At 70.4% G+C, this 17,217-nt stretch carries 15 protein-coding genes; 7 read left to right on the top strand and 8 right to left on the bottom strand.

The window, feature by feature from the left end; translation table 11 throughout:
* The first annotated feature begins 122 nt into the window (after nt 1–122).
* Nucleotides 123–425, top strand: coding sequence for a hypothetical protein (locus OG875_RS18760; RefSeq protein ID WP_330175382.1), 303 nt, complete (start codon nt 123–125; stop codon nt 423–425).
* Between the two features lie 4 nt (nt 426–429).
* Nucleotides 430–1,146 carry a hypothetical protein gene (locus OG875_RS18755; protein WP_330175381.1) on the top strand — a complete coding sequence of 239 codons (717 nt, stop codon included), beginning with the start codon at nt 430–432 and terminating at the stop codon, nt 1,144–1,146.
* 34 nt (nt 1,147–1,180) lie between these two features.
* Here the strand turns inward: OG875_RS18755 and OG875_RS18750 are convergent, their stop codons facing one another.
* From OG875_RS18750 to OG875_RS18735, 4 genes are all read right to left on the bottom strand, one after another.
* Nucleotides 1,181–2,425, bottom strand: a complete 1,245-nt coding sequence (locus tag OG875_RS18750) for a PP2C family protein-serine/threonine phosphatase (RefSeq protein ID WP_330175380.1) — start codon at nt 2,423–2,425, stop codon at nt 1,181–1,183.
* A gap of 197 nt (nt 2,426–2,622) precedes the next feature.
* Nucleotides 2,623–4,440, bottom strand: coding sequence for an outer membrane protein assembly factor BamB family protein (locus OG875_RS18745; protein ID WP_330175379.1), 1,818 nt, complete (start codon nt 4,438–4,440; stop codon nt 2,623–2,625).
* A 137-nt stretch (nt 4,441–4,577) separates the two neighbouring features.
* The gene (locus tag OG875_RS18740; RefSeq protein WP_330175378.1) at nt 4,578–6,470 is read right to left on the bottom strand and encodes an outer membrane protein assembly factor BamB family protein; all 1,893 of its coding nucleotides are present in this window, start codon (nt 6,468–6,470) and stop codon (nt 4,578–4,580) included.
* A 257-nt stretch (nt 6,471–6,727) separates the two neighbouring features.
* Nucleotides 6,728–8,551, bottom strand: a complete 1,824-nt coding sequence (locus OG875_RS18735) for an ABC-F family ATP-binding cassette domain-containing protein (RefSeq protein ID WP_330175377.1) — start codon at nt 8,549–8,551, stop codon at nt 6,728–6,730.
* A gap of 405 nt (nt 8,552–8,956) precedes the next feature.
* Here OG875_RS18735 and OG875_RS18730 point away from each other — a divergent pair, with 405 nt between their 5' ends.
* Entirely contained in the window at nt 8,957–10,102 is a 1,146-nt protein-coding gene (locus OG875_RS18730) for a PQQ-dependent sugar dehydrogenase (RefSeq protein ID WP_330175376.1), read from the top strand.
* 200 nt (nt 10,103–10,302) lie between these two features.
* Here the strand turns inward: OG875_RS18730 and OG875_RS18725 are convergent, their stop codons facing one another.
* Complete coding sequence (locus tag OG875_RS18725; RefSeq protein WP_330175375.1) at nt 10,303–10,911, bottom strand: TetR/AcrR family transcriptional regulator; 609 nt, start codon at nt 10,909–10,911, stop codon at nt 10,303–10,305.
* 114 nt (nt 10,912–11,025) lie between these two features.
* On the opposite strand from OG875_RS18725, the gene OG875_RS18720 reads away from it, so the two are divergent.
* Nucleotides 11,026–11,418, top strand: a complete 393-nt coding sequence (locus tag OG875_RS18720) for an ester cyclase (protein WP_330175374.1) — start codon at nt 11,026–11,028, stop codon at nt 11,416–11,418.
* Nucleotides 11,419–11,469: 51 nt separating this feature from the next.
* Nucleotides 11,470–12,156, top strand: a complete 687-nt coding sequence (locus OG875_RS18715) for an SDR family NAD(P)-dependent oxidoreductase (protein ID WP_330175373.1) — start codon at nt 11,470–11,472, stop codon at nt 12,154–12,156.
* Nucleotides 12,157–12,165: 9 nt separating this feature from the next.
* On the opposite strand, the gene OG875_RS18710 is transcribed toward OG875_RS18715, so the two are convergent.
* The 3 genes from OG875_RS18710 to OG875_RS18700 all read right to left on the bottom strand — a co-directional run bounded on the left by OG875_RS18710 (nt 12,166) and on the right by OG875_RS18700 (nt 15,822).
* A complete protein-coding gene (locus OG875_RS18710; RefSeq protein WP_330175372.1) occupies nt 12,166–13,443 on the bottom strand; it encodes a type II toxin-antitoxin system HipA family toxin in 1,278 nt (425 codons plus the stop codon).
* Nucleotides 13,440–15,182 (bottom strand): DUF262 domain-containing protein, encoded by a 1,743-nt coding sequence (locus tag OG875_RS18705; protein ID WP_330175371.1) that lies wholly within the window; start codon nt 15,180–15,182, stop codon nt 13,440–13,442. The genes OG875_RS18710 and OG875_RS18705 overlap by 4 nt, the downstream gene beginning before the upstream one ends.
* Before the next feature lie 178 nt (nt 15,183–15,360).
* A complete protein-coding gene (locus OG875_RS18700; protein ID WP_330175370.1) occupies nt 15,361–15,822 on the bottom strand; it encodes an ATP-binding protein in 462 nt (153 codons plus the stop codon).
* A gap of 161 nt (nt 15,823–15,983) precedes the next feature.
* Between OG875_RS18700 and OG875_RS18695 the strand changes: the two genes are divergently transcribed.
* Both OG875_RS18695 and OG875_RS18690 read left to right on the top strand, forming a co-directional pair.
* Complete coding sequence (locus tag OG875_RS18695) at nt 15,984–16,838, top strand: helix-turn-helix domain-containing protein (RefSeq protein ID WP_330177797.1); 855 nt, start codon at nt 15,984–15,986, stop codon at nt 16,836–16,838.
* 11 nt (nt 16,839–16,849) lie between these two features.
* On the top strand, nt 16,850–17,047 hold the full coding sequence (locus OG875_RS18690) for a DUF397 domain-containing protein (RefSeq protein ID WP_330175369.1): 198 nt from the start codon (nt 16,850–16,852) through the stop codon (nt 17,045–17,047).
* Nucleotides 17,048–17,217: the final 170 nt, after the last annotated feature.

The raw sequence follows: 17,217 nt of genomic DNA, 5'->3' as shown, positions 1-17,217 counted from the left end.
GCGGGCGAATTCGGTCTGCCGGAACCCGAGGTCAACGCCCGGTCGGGTGTCGTCACGCACCGGAACGGCGGACGGACTTGACCATACTGAGCCGCCACAACGCCCAGCGTGAAGGGGTAGCGATGTCCGAGATGGTGCTGGCGGCCCAGGCCGTCGTCGCGGGAGTGACGGTCGGAATGACGGAGACGGTCCAGCGTGTCGCACGGGACGCGTGGGGCAGAGTGGCTCCCGTGCCGCGCCGTCAGCGAGACGTCCCGGACGGCGGGGAACAGTCCGCCGGCGAGCCCGGCGAGCCCGGCGAAGTGGACGAGCCCCTGAGCGGCACCGACGGCGTCGGCCGGTTCGGGCCGTGCACCGTCACCATCCACGAGGCCAGAGGCACGGCGATCGGTGACCACATCCGGCAGGAGAACCATTTCCACTGACCGGGTGACGGACGTGACGGAGCAGCACTCCTGCGGGTGCGCGGGCGGTCCGCAGACGGTCAACGTGTACCGGCCCCGGGGGATCGCCGTCGGGGCTCACATCTGCCAGCACAACATGCCGAGTTCGGGGAAACAGACCGTCGCTCTGGTGAAGGCCGTCGTGGTCACGGTGGCCGTGGTGGTCTCGATCGTCCTCGTCGCGGGCAGCGGCACCCCCGTGGAGCCCGTTCGGCGCGACACGACCGACGCGAGCCACGCGACCGACCGGAGAACGACGCCCCCGCTTCCGGGGCCGCTTCCGAAGCCGACGACCCCGGAGAGCCCCACCCCGAGCCCCTCGTCATCACCGTCGGCCCTCCCACCGGTCCCCCCGCCCGCACCCGCGCCCGCGCTTTCGACGCAGGCCCCGCTGCCGACCACCGCGCCGATCGCCGACGTGCCGGACACACGTCCCACACCCGGGCCCACGTCGACGCTGGCCTGTCCGCCGCGGGAGCGGTACCGGGTGACCGGGAGGGGCCAGATCTGGGACATCCGGGGGCAGCAGCTCGGCGAGGTGGCCTCGGGCACCCTGTTCTTCCGCGAGGAGCCCGCCAGTTACCCGTCCCCCGTGGACGACCGCTACTACGGCACCGTCAAGGACGTCATCACCGGAAGCCCGACCGGCTACGTCCTGAGGAAGAAGCTCGCGTTCGTCGATACCGTCGAGTACTGCGGCTGATCCGCGACAGCACCGTCCCCGGGTCCCGTCCGGCCTAGATTTCCAGGGTGGCGAGGTGGTCGGCGGTGCCGCCGTGCCACTCGACCAGGAAGATGGTCGCGTCGTCGCTGGTGTTCCCGCCCCTCTCCCGTTTGAGCGCGTGGGACAGGTTCCGCGCCAGGTGCTGTACGCCTCGCACGGTCGGGCTGACATGTTCGATGACGTCGATCATGCGCTCCTCGCCGAACTGCTCCTGGCCCGCGTGGTGTTCCTCCACGAGCCCGTCGGTGTAGAACATCACCCGGTCGCCCCGCTGGAGATCGAGGGTGAAGGTCACGGGTTCGGCGCCGCCGAAGCCGACCGGCAGGGTCCCCGGGTTCTCCAGGACGCGCACCACCCGGTGGCCCCGGATGAGAAGCGCCGCCGGGTGCCCCGCGTTGACCCACTGAAGGCAGCCAGTCCCGATGTCCAGGCGGATCATCTGGGCGGTGACGAACTGGTCCGGGCCGAACTGCTCGTCGATGGCCTTGTCCATGAAGGCGTACAGCCCGGCGAGGTCGACGTCCGAGCGCCGGGCGTGCCGGTAGGCGCCCACGGCGACGGTCGCCAGCACGGCCGCGTTCAGACCGTGGCCCATCGCGTCGATGATGGCCACGTGCAGGATGTCGTCGTTGAGGGCGTAGTCCACGCTGTCGCCGGCGACGGAGTAGGCCGGCTCCAGGACACCCGCGACGGAGACCTGAGGGGTGGTCATCGACATCGGCGGCAGCAGGGACCACTGGATCTCGGCGGCCAGACTCATCGGATGGCGCCGCCGGGTCTGGAAGAACCGGTCGGTGTACGCGCCCTTGGTCACCACCATGTCGGCGACCAGACCGGCCAGCCGCCGCAGCAGCCGCCGGTCGTTGTCGTCGACCGTGTCCAGGGTCAGCGCCAGCACCCCGACCTCGTCACTGCCGTCCAGCAGCGGGAGATACAGCCGTACACCGTCGTCCCGCACTTCCTCGGCCGGGGTCTTGCGCAGAAAGGTCTCACCCGCGAGGGAGCCGTCGATGGGCAGCGGCTCGCCGACGATGAGTCCCCTTCCCGGCAGAGGGACCAGTTCGAGCTGCTCGTAGCACTGGAGCAGGATCGACAGGTCCCGGCCGCCGATGCGGCGCACTTCCTCGGCCACGAGTGGAGCCATGAGCTGCGGCGGCATCTCGTGGGCCCGGTCCAGCAGCTGCCCCAGCAGCCGCTCGCCGAATCCCTCCGACAGGTCCAGTTCCACTCTGCGGCCCTGGGACCGGCCTTTCTCCACCGTGTGCTTCCCTCTCGCCCGCCCGGCAGGTCATGCCCCGCCGGGCTCGTCTCGGCCAACGGTCCCAGCAGACCACGAGGTGCGCGTGAGCTGTCCGTCCCGCCACGAGTGTCGGGAAACGAGAGCCCCCGGGGAGGAACAGGGCCCGTTCGGGCGCCCTGTCCTCCCCGGGGGCGGTGGGGTCGTACCGGCCGGGGCTACTTCGTGGTGAACGCCACCACGAGGTACTCCTCACGGTCCTTGCTGTACTCCGTCGGCTTGCTGATCAGCGTCTCGGACGTGTACATGCGGCCGTTGCCGTACAGCACCTCCGCGCCGTCCAGCGAGAAGCTGGTCTCGGCCTCGCGGACGGTCTTGTCTGCCGGGTTCTCCAGGAGGACCGTCTCCTCGAAGGTCCCGCCGTCGATGGAGACGATCTTGCCGCCCGCGTCGTACGGGGGCCACTTGTACGCGATGATGTTCGACCCGTCCATGCGCAGCGGGTACATCGCGTAGCGCTCGCCCGCGTCGGCCCGGTCCGTGGTGGCCTTGCCGGTCGCGAGGTCGAAGGAGACGATCTCGTTGGTCTGGCCGTACGCGTCGCCGGTGCCCTCGTGCTCCTCGGTCGGCACGTAGATGCGGTCGTTGCCGACGGCCAGCTTCGTGCACTGCTCGACCTCGGTGGCGGCGCACCGCGCCGCGTACCTGTCCGCGTCCACCGAGATCTTGGCGCGCAGCTTGCCGGTCTTCTCGTCGATGGAGAAGAAGTCCGAGATCCCGCTGCCGTCGCCCGCCGTGTCGCCCACGTCGGCCGCGACGACGAGGGGCTTGGTGGAGACGACGGAGACGTACTCGACGCCCGCGGGCATCTTGAAGGTGGACAGGGGCGCGCCGTCGGCCGGGTTCACGTTCTGGATGAGGACCGACGGGTCGTCGTACGAGCCGCACTTGCGCGCCGCGACGAGTCCGGCGCCGCCGCCGTACCCCATGTCGTAGCAGCCCTCGGCGTTGACCTCGGGCTTCCACAGGTTCTCGCCGGTGGCCAGGTCGAAGGCCGCGCCGCCCTCGGTGCCGCCGACGGCCACGGTGGTGCCGCTGAGGGTGACCTCGCGGAAGGCGGCCTTGTTGTCACCGGCGTTGCCGCCGGTGACGGACTTGGTCCACAGCAGCTTGCCCGCCGCCAGGTCGATCGCGCCGACCTCGGTGCAGGAGACGAACTTCTGCTTGGCGGTCGGCTTGCTCGCGGCGAAGACGACGGCGGTCTTGTCGTCCTCGGTGGTGTGCCGTGAGGCGGCGCAGATCTGGCCGGGCAGCGGGATGGTCCAGAGCTGCTTGCCGGTGTCGGGTTCGTGGCCGACGATCTGGTTGAGCCCGGACTTGACGTACGCCTTGTCGGTGATCCAGGAGCCCGACACGTCGGTGATGTCGGTGACCTTGGGCTGCGGCAGCTGGAAGGCGACCTTGGACTTGGTGTTCGCCGGGGGCTTCTCGGTGCCGCCGCCGAGGGACGTGCCGCCCTTGTCGCCGCCCTTGTCGCCGTCGGTGGAGCCGGACGTCCCGGCCTGGTCCTTCTTGTCGTCGCCGCCGGAGGCGACGTAGACGCCACCGCCGACGATGAGGACGACGGCGACGACCGCCGCGATGATGATCTTCGCCTGGGCGCTGATCTTCTTGCCGCCGGGGGTGCCGGGGCCGGGCTGACCGGGCTGGGTGTACGGCTGGCCGGGGGCCTGCGGGTAGCCGTACTGCGGCTGTCCCTGCTGCGGGTAGCCGTACGGCGGCTGGCCCGGCTGCTGCTGGGGATACCCGTACTGCGGCTGGCCGGCGGGCTGCGTGGGCTGCTGCGGATAGCCGTACTGACCGGCGCCGGCCGGCGGGGTCTGCGGGTAGCCGTAGCCGGGCTGACCGGACGGTGGCGGCATCGGGGCGCCGAATCCGCCCGGCGGCGGCTCGATCGGCGCGCCGAACCCGCCGGCCGGCGGCTCGCCGGGCCCTCCCTGCGAAGGGTCGTTGGGCGGCTGGGGTGGCTGCGTCATGGCGTACTTACCTCAGGGGGAAGGGTGCGGGTACGGGGAGCGGAGGGGACGCGGGTGACGGGGGACGGGCGGGACGGACCGGCCCCGGGTTCCCGGCGGGCGCGGGCGGCCCGCGCGCCGGGAACCCGGGGTGCTCGTCACTTGCCGAACACCATCATCGTCTTCGTCTCCATCTCCGCCTTGTCGTCGCTGGCGCTGACCCGGTCGCTGGTCACGTAGAACCGTCCGCCGACGTAGTCCAGTTCGGGGGAGAAGAAGGAACTCTCGATCTGGGCCGTGGACTTGGGGTTCTGGAGCACCACCTTGGGGGTGCCGCCGGTCGGCGCCAGGGTGGCTATCGCGCCGCCCTTGTCGTACGACGCCCGGTAGTGCAGGACGACGTTCGCGCCCTCCATCCGCAGCGGCGTCATGACGCGCCCGGCCGGGGACTTGGCCCGCCACTTCTCCTTGCCGGTGTCCAGGCCGAAGGCGACGACCTCGTTGGTGCCCGCCGAGCCGGTCTCGCTCGGCGCCGTCGCCATGTAGAAGGTGGTGGCGTCGGCGGCCATGCCGGTGCAGCCGTCGAGGTTGGCGCCGAAGACGATGAAGCTCCCGCCGCAGTCGGGCTGGAACTTGTCCTTGCCGCCGTCGATCTGGGACCGCACGGTGCCGTTCTCGTTGAGGGCGACGATGGCCCAGGACTTCTTGTCCGGCTCGGTCAGCGACAGGACGATGGGGTCGCTCGAATAGACCTTGTCCAGCTCCCACTTGGGCTGGAGCTTGTACGTCCACTTGGCCTTGCCGGTGACCGGGTCGAGCTCCTGCACCTGGTTCTGCTGCTTGTCGATGTCCGCGGAGGGGCAGCTCTCGGCGGCGATCATCCGGGGGCCGCCGGAGATCGCGTCGGGCTGGCAGTTGCCCGCGACCTTGTCGAAGAGCGGCTTGCCGTCGCTCATCCGGTAGGCGTTGACGGCGCCGGTCCGGGCGGCGCTGACGGTGTCGCCGTTGATCGCGAGGGTGATGTCGGAGAGGAAGTCGAAGGAGTGCTGCTGCTTGACCTCCTGCTTCCAGCCGCCCTTGCCGGTCTTGAGGTCGACCTCCTGGAGGACCGTGCACTCGGACTTCTCCGTGACCCCGTCCTTGATCCCGAGGACGATCCGGCCGTCCGCCGTGGGCGCCGGGGGCGCGGCGCACATCTCGGCCGGGAGCGTCATGCTCCACTTCTCCTTGCCGTCCGCGGCGCCGTACCCGACGATCTTCTTGTACATCGCCTTGGCGACGATGTCCCCGGCGAACCAGGGGCCGTACACGTCGGCGCCGTTCTTCGGCAGGTCGACATCGTTCTTCTGGAGCCAGAGGACCCTCGACTCGCCCTTCTTGCGCCCGGCGTTGAGGTCGTCCTGCGCCTCGCGCCCGCCGCCCGTGCCGTCGCCGCTGTCGGGCTCCTCGGTACCGGCGGGCTTGCCGTCCTTGTCCTTGCTGACGTTCTTCTTGCCGCCCCCGCCGTCGTCACCGCTCACGGCGAACCAGACGCCGCCGCCGACGACGAGCAGTCCCGCGACGGCCGCCGCCACGACGATGCCCGGCTTGCGCGTGAAGAAGTTGCCGCCGCCGGTGCCGCCGGGCGGCGGGACGGGCGCGCCGGGGAACTGCTGGGGCGGGTAACCGCCGCCTCCGCCGTACGGGTTGGGCCCGGAGACGTACGGACCGGGCTGCTGGTACGGGCCGGGCTGCTGACCGTAGGGACCGGGCTGGTTGTACGGTCCGGGCTGCTGGCCGTACGGTCCCGGCTGCTGGTACGGGCCGGGCTGGCCGGGGGGCTGCTGGCCGTACGGGCCGGGCTGGTTGTACGGTCCCGGCTGGCCCGGGGCGGGCGGCGTCTGCGGGTAGCCGTAACCGGGCTGGCCCGGCGGCGTCTGCGGCGGCCCCTGCGGGTAGCCGTATCCCGGCTGCGGTCCGGGCGGCGGGCCCTGGGGCGGGCCCTGCTGCTGTCCCGGCTGTTGGCCCGGCTGCTGTCCCGGCGGCGGTGGCTGGTTGGGCGGCTGGGTCATCAGCGCTGTCCCCCTTGTCGTACGGTCCTTCGTCCGGTCGGTCTCCCCCGCGATTCCGCCGGCCGAGAACCGGCCGTCGAACGGCGGCCGGGGCCGGGCGAAATGGAGCGATTCGGGCTTGGAATCCGCAGTGTCACGTCAGTCGAGCGGGCCTTCTTTGTATCACTCGCACCCCAGTACGGGCCGGGCCGGTCATCCCCTGTTCCCAAGGGAGGACCGGCCCGTGATGCTGTCGTTACGCGCTCTGCGCCGGGGCGCTACGCGTCCTCGGCCAGCTCCATCCAGCGCAGTTCCAACTCGTCGCGCTGGACGACGAGTTCACGCAGCTCGCTGTCGAGTTTCGCCACCTTGTCGAAGTCTGTGGCGCTTTCGGCGATCTGCGTGTGCAGGGTCGTCTCGCGCGTCGACAGCTTGTCCAGCTGCCGCTCGATCCGCTGGAGTTCCTTCTTCGCGGCGCGGTTGTCCTTCGCCGAGACGGCGGGCGCGGCGGCCGGTGCCGGCGTACTCGCGGCGTTCGCCGGGGCGACGGCCGGGGCTCCCGACTCCACGACCTTGCGCCGCCGTTCCAGGTACTCGTCGATACCGCGCGGCAGATGGCGCAGGGCGGCGTCGCCGAGGAGCGCGTACACCTTGTCCGTCGTCCGCTCGACGAAGAACCGGTCGTGGCTGATCACGACCATCGAACCGGGCCAGCCGTCGAGAAGGTCTTCCAGCTGGGTGAGGGTCTCGATGTCGAGATCGTTCGTCGGCTCGTCCAGGAACAGCACGTTGGGCTCGTCCATCAGCAGCCGCAGGATCTGGAGCCGTCGCCGCTCACCGCCGGACAGGTCCCCGACGGGCGTCCACTGCTTGTCCTTGCCGAAGCCGAACTGTTCGCAGAGCTGCCCGGCGGTCATCTCCCGCCCCTTGCCGAGGTCGACCCGGTCGCGGATCTGCTGGACGGCCTCCAACACCCGCAGGGTGGGCTTGAGTTCACCGACCTCCTGAGAGAGGTACGCCAGCTTGACGGTCCGGCCGACGCTCACCTTCCCGGCCGTGGGCTGGACGTCGCCCTGGGTACGGGCCGCCTCGGCGAGCGCGCGCAGCAGGGACGTCTTGCCCGCGCCGTTGACGCCGACGAGACCGATCCGGTCACCGGGACCGAGCTGCCAGGTCAGATGCTTCAGCAGCACCTTCGGCCCGGCCTGGACGGTGACGTCCTCCAGGTCGAAGACCGTCTTGCCCAGACGGGCGTTGGCGAACTTCATCAGCGACGAGGTGTCGCGGGGCGGCGGCACGTCGGCGATCAGTTCGTTGGCGGCCTCGATGCGGTAACGCGGCTTGGAGGTACGGGCCGGCGGGCCGCGCCGCAGCCACGCCAGCTCCTTGCGGACCAGGTTCTGCCGCTTGGACTCCTCGGTGGCGGCGATGCGTTCGCGCTCGGCGCGGGCGAACACGTAGTCGGAGTAGCCGCCCTCGTACTCGTGCACAGCGCCGCGCTGCACGTCCCACATCCGCGTACAGACCTGGTCCAGGAACCACCGGTCGTGGGTCACGACGACGAGCGCGGAGCGGCGCTCGCGCAGATGGCGGGCGAGCCACGAGATGCCCTCGACGTCGAGATGGTTGGTCGGCTCGTCCAGGACGATCACGTCCTGCTCGGCGATGAGCAGCTTGGCCAGCGCGATCCGGCGCCGCTCGCCACCGGACAGCGGTCCGATGACGGTGTCCAGGCCCTGCGGGAACCCGGCCATCTCCAGCCCGCCGAACAGCCCGGTCAGCACGTCCCGGATCTTGGCGTTGCCCGCCCACTCGTGGTCGGCGAGATCGCCGATCACCTCGTGCCGGACGGTGGCCGCCGGATCGAGCGAGTCGTGCTGGGTGAGCACCCCGAGGCGCAGCCCGCCGCTGTGCGTGACGCGCCCGCTGTCGGCCTCCTCCAGCTTGGCGAGCATCCGGATGAGGGTGGTCTTGCCGTCGCCGTTCCGCCCGACGACCCCGATCCGGTCCCCCTCGGAGACGCCGAGGGAGACACCGTCGAGCAGCGCACGGGTGCCGTACACCTTGGTGACTGCCTCGACATTGACCAGATTGACGGCCATTTCACTCCAGCTGAGGGACGTGCTTACGGAACGGAACGATCGACCCCCCAGGGTAGTCGGCGCGGGGAGCGGGGTGCGGGGGCGGTCCGGTTGATGGGCGCGGGGCCGTGACCGGGGCGGGTAGCGCAGGGGCCGAAGGGGCAGCGCCGGGGCCACGGGCGCCCGGGACAGGGGACGGCCGGGGCAAGGAAAGGAACGGCCGGGACAAGGGACGGCCGGGGCTACGGACGGCCGGAAGCGAGCGGACGACTATTGGTCTAGGCCAAACCCTTCCGTCTCTGTATTCTCATGCGTGGCCGGCGGCACACACGTCCCCCACCCCGGGCTGTGCCGGCCCGCGCGACGCCCACCCCACACTGCCCCCGAGCAGCCGGGTCCCGATTCGCCGCCTCCAGGAGGTCACCGGTGAGAGTTCGCACCAGATGCACGGCAGTCATCGGCACCATCGCACTCTTCGCTTCCCTCGCACTGACCACGGCCTCGGCCGACGAGTCCGCCGCCCCGCGCCCGGCGGCCGGCGTGAAGCTCACGGAAGTGGGCACAGCCACCAACCCGATCGCGGGCGCCGCCGGACCCCGCGGCACGGTCTGGATCGCCGAACGCGCGGGCACCGTACGGGTCCTGGGCCCCCAGGGCCTCGGCGCGCCGGTCCTCGACATATCCGACGAGACAACGACCGACGGCGAACGCGGCCTGCTGGGCGTCGCGTTCGACAAGAACTTCGCGCGCTTCTACATCTCGTACACGGACCTCGAAGGCACCAGCACCATCGACGAGATCGCCGTACGCAACGGCAGGCTCCAGCCGCAGACACGACGCACCGTCCTGACCCAGACGCAGCCGTACGAGAACCACAACGGCGGTGACATCAAGGTCGGCCCCGACGGCTACCTCTACATCGCGCTCGGCGACGGCGGCGCGGGCGGCGACCCGCACGGCAACGGGCAGAACCTCGACACCCTGCTCGGCAAGATCCTCCGCATCGACCCGGCGGGCGCCAGGCGCGGCCAGGCGTACGCGATCCCGTCGGACAACCCGTTCGTGAACGACCCGACCGCCAGGGACGAGATCTGGGCGTACGGGCTCCGCAACCCCTGGCGCTTCTCCTTCGACTCGGCCAACGGCGACATCCTGATCGGCGACGTCGGCCAGAGCGACTGGGAGGAGATCGACTGGGCCCCGGCGCGGAACAAGGGCGGCGAGAACTACGGCTGGTCCTCGATGGAGGGCACCCACCCGTTCCGGGGCGGCACGGAGCCGGCGAACCACGTGCCGCCGGTGTTCGAGTACGACCGCACGGGCCTCGGCTGCTCGGTGACCGGCGGCTACGTCTACCGGGGCAAGGCGATCCCGTCCCTCCGGGGCCAGTACGTCTTCAGCGACTACTGCGACGGCACGGTGCGCACGCTGAAGATGCGCAACGGCACGGTGACCGGCCAGGGCGACCTCGGGGTCAACGGCGGCGAGGCCATCTCGTTCGTGCAGGACGGCGCGGGTGAGCTGTACGTGCTGGGCATCGGCGGCTCGATCTCCCGTATCGATCCGGCGTAGTCACGCCCGGAGCATGACGTCGGGCCCGGTGCCGAGCGGTCGGCACCGGGCCCGACGCACGTCCGGGGCCGGGGCGCCCGCGCCACCCGCGCCACCCGCGCCACCCGCGCCACCCGCGCCACCCGCGCCACCCGCGCCACGATGCCCGCGGCCTGCCCCCGGCCGCCCACCGGGCCGGGTCGTGAAGGACGGAAGACGCCTCAGGAGAGCGGCCAGTGACGCAGGGCGGTGTCCGCCAGCTCCTGGAGTTCCTCGCGGCCGGCACCGCTCGCGGCCTGCACGGCGAGGCCGTGCGCGAAGGTCGTGACGTAGCGGGCCAGCAGCCCCGGATCGGCGTCCGCGGGCAGATCCCCCTCGTCCACGGCCCGCCGGAACCGCTCCGCGACGCGCGCGCAGCCGTCGTCGCGCCAGGCGACGAGCAGGTCACGGACCTCCCGCCCGGAGCCGCCGACAGTCAGGGCGCCCTGGACACCGAGGCATCCCCGGGGCCGGTCCGGGCGGGTGGTGGTGCGTACGGCCCCGGCCAGGATCCCGGTGGCCACACCGTGGGCGGTCGGCTCGTCCAGAGCGCGGACCAGATAGCCGCCCGGCCCCTCGGAGTAGCGCTCCAGCGCCTTGCGGAACAGCTTCTCCTTGTTGCCGAACGCCGCGTACATGCTGGTGGTGGAGATACCCATCGCCTGCGTCAGGGCAGCCGTGCAGGCCCCCTCGTAGCCGTGCTCCCAGAAAACGAGCATCGCGCGCTCAAGCGCCTCGTCGGCGTCGAATCCTCGCGGCCGGCCGACGTTGCCGCTCCGTTTCGTCTCCACACGGTCATGCTACTCCTTCCGCATCGATCACTACAGAAGTGCTACATTCAACTTCGGTAGCGATCGCTACACAATCCGGAGGGGGCGCACCCGCGCCCTGAAGGGGGTCACCTCATGTCCGACAGTGAGCTGCGCGCGTTCTACCTGCGCTACATCGAGGCTCTCAACGCCCACCGGTTCGACGGGATGGCCGAGTTCATCAACGACCGGACCACCCTGAACGGCGAGCCGGCCACCCGGGACGATCTCCTCGCGGTCCAGCGCCACGACGTGGACGCGGTCCCGGACCTCCACTGGGAGCTGAAGGACCTGCTCTTCGACGGCGACCGCCTGGCCGCGCGCCTCGTCAACACGGGCACCCCCGCGAAGGAATGGCTCGGCGTGGCTCCTACCGGCGCCTCGTTCGAGATCACCGAATACGCCATCTACCAGGTCCGCGACGGGCGGTTCGCTCACATGACCGCCCTGCACGACGCGGGCGAACTGCACCGCCAGCTGACCGGCTGACCTCCGGACCATCCACCGCCCACCCGGACCACCTCACCCCTGGGGACAGACATGACCATCACCCTGATCACCGGCGCCAACAAGGGCATCGGCTACGAGACGGCCCGCCAGCTTCTGGCCCTGGGCCACGTCGTCTACATCGGCTCGCGCGACCCCGAGCGCGGCGAGAAGGCCGCGGCGGCGCTCGGCGCGCGAAGCGTGCAACTCGACGTGACCGACGACGCGTCGGTGACCCGCGCCCTGGCGGCGATAGAGACGGCCGAGGGCCGTCTCGACGTCCTGGTGAACAACGCGGGCATCCTCGCGGACGGACCCGTCGACGGCCCGGCGGCCCTCCTGGCCTTCGACACCAACGCGGTGGGCGTCGTACGCGTCACCGAGGCCGCGCTTCCCCTGCTCCGCGAGTCCTCCAACCCGACCGTGGTCACCGTGTCGAGCAGCCTCGGCTCGTTCTGGGCGGTGACCAATCCGGACCGGCCGGAGTACGGCATGCCGCTGGCGCTCTACTCCGCCTCCAAGGCGGCGGCCACCATGCTCACGGTCCAGTACGCCAAGGCCCACCCGTCCATCACCTTCACCGCGGTCGAACCCGGCGCCACGGCCACCGACATGACGGCGGCGTTCGGCATCGGCCGGGCGGTGGAGGAGAGCGCCGCGGTCGTCGTCCGCCTCGCGACCGCCGACACGAACGCCCAGACGGGCACGCTCCAGGACGAGAACGGGGTGCTGTCCTGGTGACTTGGGGGGTCAGCGTTCGGGCAGCAGCCGGTCCGTGGCCGTGGAGATCCACGACCCGACCGCCTCGCGAAGCCGCGGGTTGCCGGCCAGCGGCTCTTCGTGGGCGGGCCACTGCTCCCGTACGGCCCGCACGGTCTCCTCGGCCACGGCGGTGAGTTGGGCCCCGGCGGGCGTGAACCGGCGGTCCAGTGCCGCTTCGAGCCGCCCGAAGGCACCGAGCGACACGCGCTCGAACCGCTTGGTGCCGCCGAACTTCAGCCCCAGGTCCTCGGGTTCGTCGCGGGGCGCGTACGGAACGGTCGAGACCAGGTCGTACACCGGGGAGAGTGACGGGGTGCGGCCGTCGCGGTAGATCAGTGACCAGTTCTTCAGATGGGCGTCGCCGTTGCCGACGGCCAGCGAGAACGCGATCCGCCGTACGGCCTCACGGAGCGAGGCCACGTCGCGGCCTCGGTAGGAGAGCGCGGCCACCGTCTCGAAGGTCGACTGGTACTTGTCCCGCGCGTACTTGTCCCGCACCTGCGCGAAGTCCTCGATGTGGATCCGCGCCCCGCTCCCGTCCGACGTCCGGTCGAACCGCCGGACCGCATAGGCCCATCGCTCGTCGTTGGGCCACATGCGGTCCGGCAGCCCGTCGAGTTCGTCCCGGTGCAGCAGCCGGATGTCCGGCACGTCCAGCCCGACGGCACGGGCGAGCGACATCATCGCGAACTCGTTGCGAGGCACGTCCGCGTGGCGGTAGTCGGGGAACTTGACCAGCCAATCGCCCAGTTCCCCGCCGATGGGCACCGTGAGCCGGTCGCCCCGGGCGAGCATCGAGAACTTCAGCGCGACACCCGCGAGTGAGAAGCGCCAGGGGGACGTGCCGGCCACGTCGTCCCGTCTCCCGGCGCTCCCCGCCGAGAGGTCACCTGGCTCCTGCCACTCGAAGTCGTCGTCGGGTCCCTCCGCGCGGAGTACCTGGACGGCGCCGGGCAGGTCGTGGCCGACCTGTGCCAGCAGTTCGGTCTCCCGGTCGAGGGAGACGCCCCGGTCGTCGGCGATCCACTCGCGGAGGGGGCCTTCGGGCAGCAGGTTCGAGAACCACGGCGGCAGTTTCAGTGCCGACGAGTACGGCGCCCCGGGACTCTCCTCGAACCGCAGGCCGAGCACGGACCGCGCCGGGTCCGTGAGGTACCGCTCGGCCGTCACGAAACGCGTGTGGTCGCCCTTCTGGCACAGCGTGCCGACGCGCTGCCCGTGGAGCAGCACGGCGTAGTAGTTCTCGGCGAGGGCGGTCGTCTTCATGGGCGGTCCGTGTCCTCGGTGTCCTGGAACTGGTTGTCCTGGAACTCGGTGTCCTGGAACTCGTCGTCCAGGTCGAGCGAGTCGAGGGCGGGGGTGTCCTCGTAGTCCCACTCGGTCATACGCGCGACGAAGCCGGCCAGTTGACGGGAGATCCGCCGCTGCCGGGCTTCGAGGAAGGCTTCGGGGTCCCGGTCCGCGAGCGCGGCGGTGTCGCGGTCGAGCAGATGGGAGGCGAGTACGGCGTCCCAGGTCGCGTCGTCCAGTCCGACGGGCTGGTGGGCGAGGGCGCCGGGGATCTCGGACACGGGGTCGTCGTCGCTGGGGAGAAGGAGCCTGTTGGCACACCCCAGTCTCAGCACCGCGTTCCCGAGTCCGGGGTAGATCATCGGCGTGGCGTTGAGGGCGGCCCGGTCCTGCTGGAGAACGGAATCGAGATCGTGCGCGTCAAGAACCCGGCCGGTGACGAACGAACGGGGACGCAGCGACCACCAAGCGCTGAGGACGATCTTCGTCGCCGCTTCGGGGGGCCGGAATGGGTGGATCTGGGGCAGCGGGGGCCTGGCGGCGGGGAGGGCGCCGAGCAGAGCTCGCAGCGAGCCGTCCTCGTCCCCTGGACCAATCTTGGCGGTGAGGAACACTCGGAATGCGCGGTTGTCAGTGATCGGTCCACCAAGACAGAGCCTCCAGAACACGCGGCGCAGGAGTCGCAGGCTGTTGGGGCGCGGCCGGGGGAAGTGCGCGAGGAATCGGGTGAGGAGCACCAGCAGCGTGCGATAGGGCAGCAGGGAGACGTGCGGGACGGCCGCTTCCCGGATCAGGAAGTCCACCGCCCGTACAAGCGCCTCCTCACCCTCGGCGTAGGCGGTACGCCGGTCCTCACCGGGAAAGTCGGAGGGGTCCGCCCCTCCCTCGGTGGCATCGAATTCGTGCCGGGCGTCCCTCCCGGGGTCGGGCCCCCGCCGGGCCAGGATGGCGGCGAGGACGGTGTCGGCATCGATCCTGCCGAACCCCGTGCGGGCCGCGACGTTGTCGGCGATCCCACCGAGCGTCAGCTCTTCCCGGCCCTCCCCGCCGTCGCCGGAGTACAGCGCGGAGAAGACCTCGGCACGGTTCAGCCTGCGACCGTGGCTGTTGACCCGGTCGAAGACCTCGGTGAGGACTTGCCGGTCGTCCCCCCGGACGAGATAGGCGGGCACCTCGTACCGCTCGATCGCGAAGGCCACGCGCACAGCTTCGTCCAGCAACTCGGTGACGTCGTCTCCCACGCGACTGAACCAAGTCACCAGCTTCGGAAGGTCGAAGAGGAGGGGAAGAGGCACGCGGTGCGTGTCCCGCGGCCCCGGGCCTTCCACGAATTCCCGCGCGACGAGGTCGTAGGAGACGTTGAAGGGACGGTACGAGTGCGCGTCGGCGCTCAGCGCGTTGGCCAGGCTGGTGACGCGCTGCTGACCGTCCACGACCCACAACGACTCACCGGAAACCGGGCTGGTCAGCCGGAGCCGGCCGAGCCGGAACTCCTCCTCCGACTCCTGTCCGCGTACGGCGAAGAGGAGGTTCCCGATGGGATACCCCTTGACGATGCTGTCGAACAGCCGCACCACGTCCTGGCTCTCCCAGCGGAAGTCCCGCTGAAAGTGGGGTACGCGGAGCTGCCCGCTCCAGGCAAGCCGAACCAGATCGCCGATCTTGTACGCGGTCACGGCGGGCCGCACGCTGAGCCCTGAGGGATCGGTGGTCATGGCTGCTCCAAGCCGCGAGGGCGTGCTGATCCGTTGCCTTTCGATCCTTCCACGGATGGAACGTCGATGCCGGGGACGGCCCGGCGGGTCGCACGGGGCGAGCGCCCGGCCCGGACGAGCCCGGCGGCGAGGGTGGCCAGAGCGGCGGCGGCCAGGAGGAAGTCGGCGACGAGGTGGGTCACGGGGTGGCGCCTTGGCGGGCAAGGGTGAACCAGACGGCCTTGTACGCGGGCGAGCAGCCGCCGTAGACGGTGAGCCCCCAGGCCCGGGTCAGACTCTCCACGAGCCGCAGCCCCTGCCCGCCTTCGGGGACGTCGCCCCGGGCCGGGTCGGTGTTGCCGGGTACGGGCAGGTCCCACGGGTTGTTGTCGCAGACGTACACGGTCGCCTGTTTCCGGTTGACGACGGCCTCGACCCGGATGACCCGGCTCCGGGTGTGCCGGTGCGCGTTGCTGACCAACTCGGTGACGCAGAGCCGGGCGTCGTCCACGAGGGGGGTGTACCCGCTGATGTGGAGGAGGGTGCTCAGGAAGTCCCGGGCGAGTCGGGGCGCGTGGGCGGTGTTGGGGACGACGAGCCGGTAGCTCTCACCGCCGTGTCGGGGCGGCGGGGTGGTGGGCGTGGAGGTGGTGGGGGGCATGGCGGGGTCTCCCTACGTAGGGCAGTTGAGTGCGCGATGGCACTGCCCATGACCGTAGAGTTAATAGATGTACCGGTGCAACACGCTCACTCAATCCGGTGAGGTGAGTGGAACCGCAGGAGGGTTCCGGGCGAGACTGGTCGCAAACAGGGGAAGGTGACATGCCGCCAAGAGAGAACCCGACGGCCCGCCAGGTGCGCCTGGGTCTGGAGTTGCGGAAACTGCGCGACCGCGCGGGAAAGACGGCTCGCGAGGCAGCCGGGCTGCTTTCGACGGATCAGGCCAGGATCAGCCACATCGAGGCAGGCCGCATCGGCATCAGCGAGGAGCGGATCCGTCGGCTTGTGGCCTTCTACGCCTGCGACAACTCCGAGCTGATCGAGGCGCTTTGCGCCATCGCGGGCGAGCACCGGGGCCAGTACTGGTGGGACGACTACCGAGGCATCCTCGCGCCCGACTTTCTGAACCTCGCCGAGTTGGAACATCACGCGGTCCATCTCCGCTATCTCCAGCCGGTCACCTTTCCCGGCGTTTTGCAAACGGAGGACTACGCACGCCGCCTGTTCGACAGCGTCCTGCCGAAGCTTCCCGCCACCGAGGTAGGAGCCCGAGTCGAACACCGCATGAGGCGCAAGGCCATCTTTGAGCGCGAGCAGCCCCCTGAGTTGGAGGCGATCGTCCACGAGGCGGCACTCCGCATGCGCATCGGCGGACGGAAGGTCGCACGCGGCCAATTGGAACACCTCATCGAGATGTCCGAGCGGCCCGAGATCATGCTCCGGATCATCCCTTTCACCAACGAGGACTTCATCGACCTCACCCAAACAGTGATGTACGCGGGCGGCGTCGTCCCCCAACTCGACACCACCCATGTTGATGCGCCCGCAGGGGGACTCTTTCTCGACGCCGCCGCCGAGCTGGACAGACACCGGACGTTGCTGGACTTCGCCGAGCAGGCTTCACTGGAACCTGCCGAGTCACGCAGCTTCATTCACCACATCGCCCGGGAACTCTGAAAGATCGAGGCATGAGCAGAGAGATCAACTGGCAAAAGTCGTCCTTCTCCGGTGAAGGGCCGCAGTGCGTCGAGATCGCCGCACGCAACGACGACATCCTTGTCCGCGAGAGCGACGACCCGAACATAATTACGACCACCACCCGCGACAAGTTCGCCGCCTTCATCGCGGGCGTCAAGGCGGGCGAGTTCGACCACCTCGTGCACTGAGCCGTCGACTTACCCGCCCTGACCTGCGGGAGCCAGAGCCCCACCGTCCACGCGACGGTGGGGCTCTCGCCATCTCCGAACAAACATGCCCCGGTGCACACTTGCCGATCGCCGGTCCGTGACGCTACGGTCACTACGCGTCGCACCGGCGCAGCCGACTCGGCAGGTCA

It is taken from the genome of Streptomyces sp. NBC_01498 (assembly GCF_036327775.1).
In the GTDB taxonomy this organism is placed as follows: domain Bacteria; phylum Actinomycetota; class Actinomycetes; order Streptomycetales; family Streptomycetaceae; genus Streptomyces.
The sequence above is the reverse complement of the archived record's forward strand: the minus strand, read 5'-3'. Positions and strand labels throughout refer to the sequence as shown.

What these genes read in the sequence shown, in the direction of transcription:
- OG875_RS18705 (WP_330175371.1), bottom strand. Translation starts at nt 15,182, where the DNA reads ATGACCACCGATCCCTCAGGGCTCAGCGTGCGGCCCGCCGTGACCGCG.
- OG875_RS18690 (WP_330175369.1), top strand. Translation starts at nt 16,850, where the DNA reads ATGAGCAGAGAGATCAACTGGCAAAAGTCGTCCTTCTCCGGTGAAGGG.
- OG875_RS18720 (WP_330175374.1), top strand. Translation starts at nt 11,026, where the DNA reads ATGTCCGACAGTGAGCTGCGCGCGTTCTACCTGCGCTACATCGAGGCT.
- OG875_RS18695 (WP_330177797.1), top strand. Translation starts at nt 15,984, where the DNA reads ATGCCGCCAAGAGAGAACCCGACGGCCCGCCAGGTGCGCCTGGGTCTG.
- OG875_RS18715 (WP_330175373.1), top strand. Translation starts at nt 11,470, where the DNA reads ATGACCATCACCCTGATCACCGGCGCCAACAAGGGCATCGGCTACGAG.
- OG875_RS18740 (WP_330175378.1), bottom strand. Translation starts at nt 6,470, where the DNA reads ATGACCCAGCCGCCCAACCAGCCACCGCCGCCGGGACAGCAGCCGGGC.
- OG875_RS18745 (WP_330175379.1), bottom strand. Translation starts at nt 4,440, where the DNA reads ATGACGCAGCCACCCCAGCCGCCCAACGACCCTTCGCAGGGAGGGCCC.
- OG875_RS18710 (WP_330175372.1), bottom strand. Translation starts at nt 13,443, where the DNA reads ATGAAGACGACCGCCCTCGCCGAGAACTACTACGCCGTGCTGCTCCAC.
- OG875_RS18700 (WP_330175370.1), bottom strand. Translation starts at nt 15,822, where the DNA reads ATGCCCCCCACCACCTCCACGCCCACCACCCCGCCGCCCCGACACGGC.
- OG875_RS18735 (WP_330175377.1), bottom strand. Translation starts at nt 8,551, where the DNA reads ATGGCCGTCAATCTGGTCAATGTCGAGGCAGTCACCAAGGTGTACGGC.
- OG875_RS18760 (WP_330175382.1), top strand. Translation starts at nt 123, where the DNA reads ATGTCCGAGATGGTGCTGGCGGCCCAGGCCGTCGTCGCGGGAGTGACG.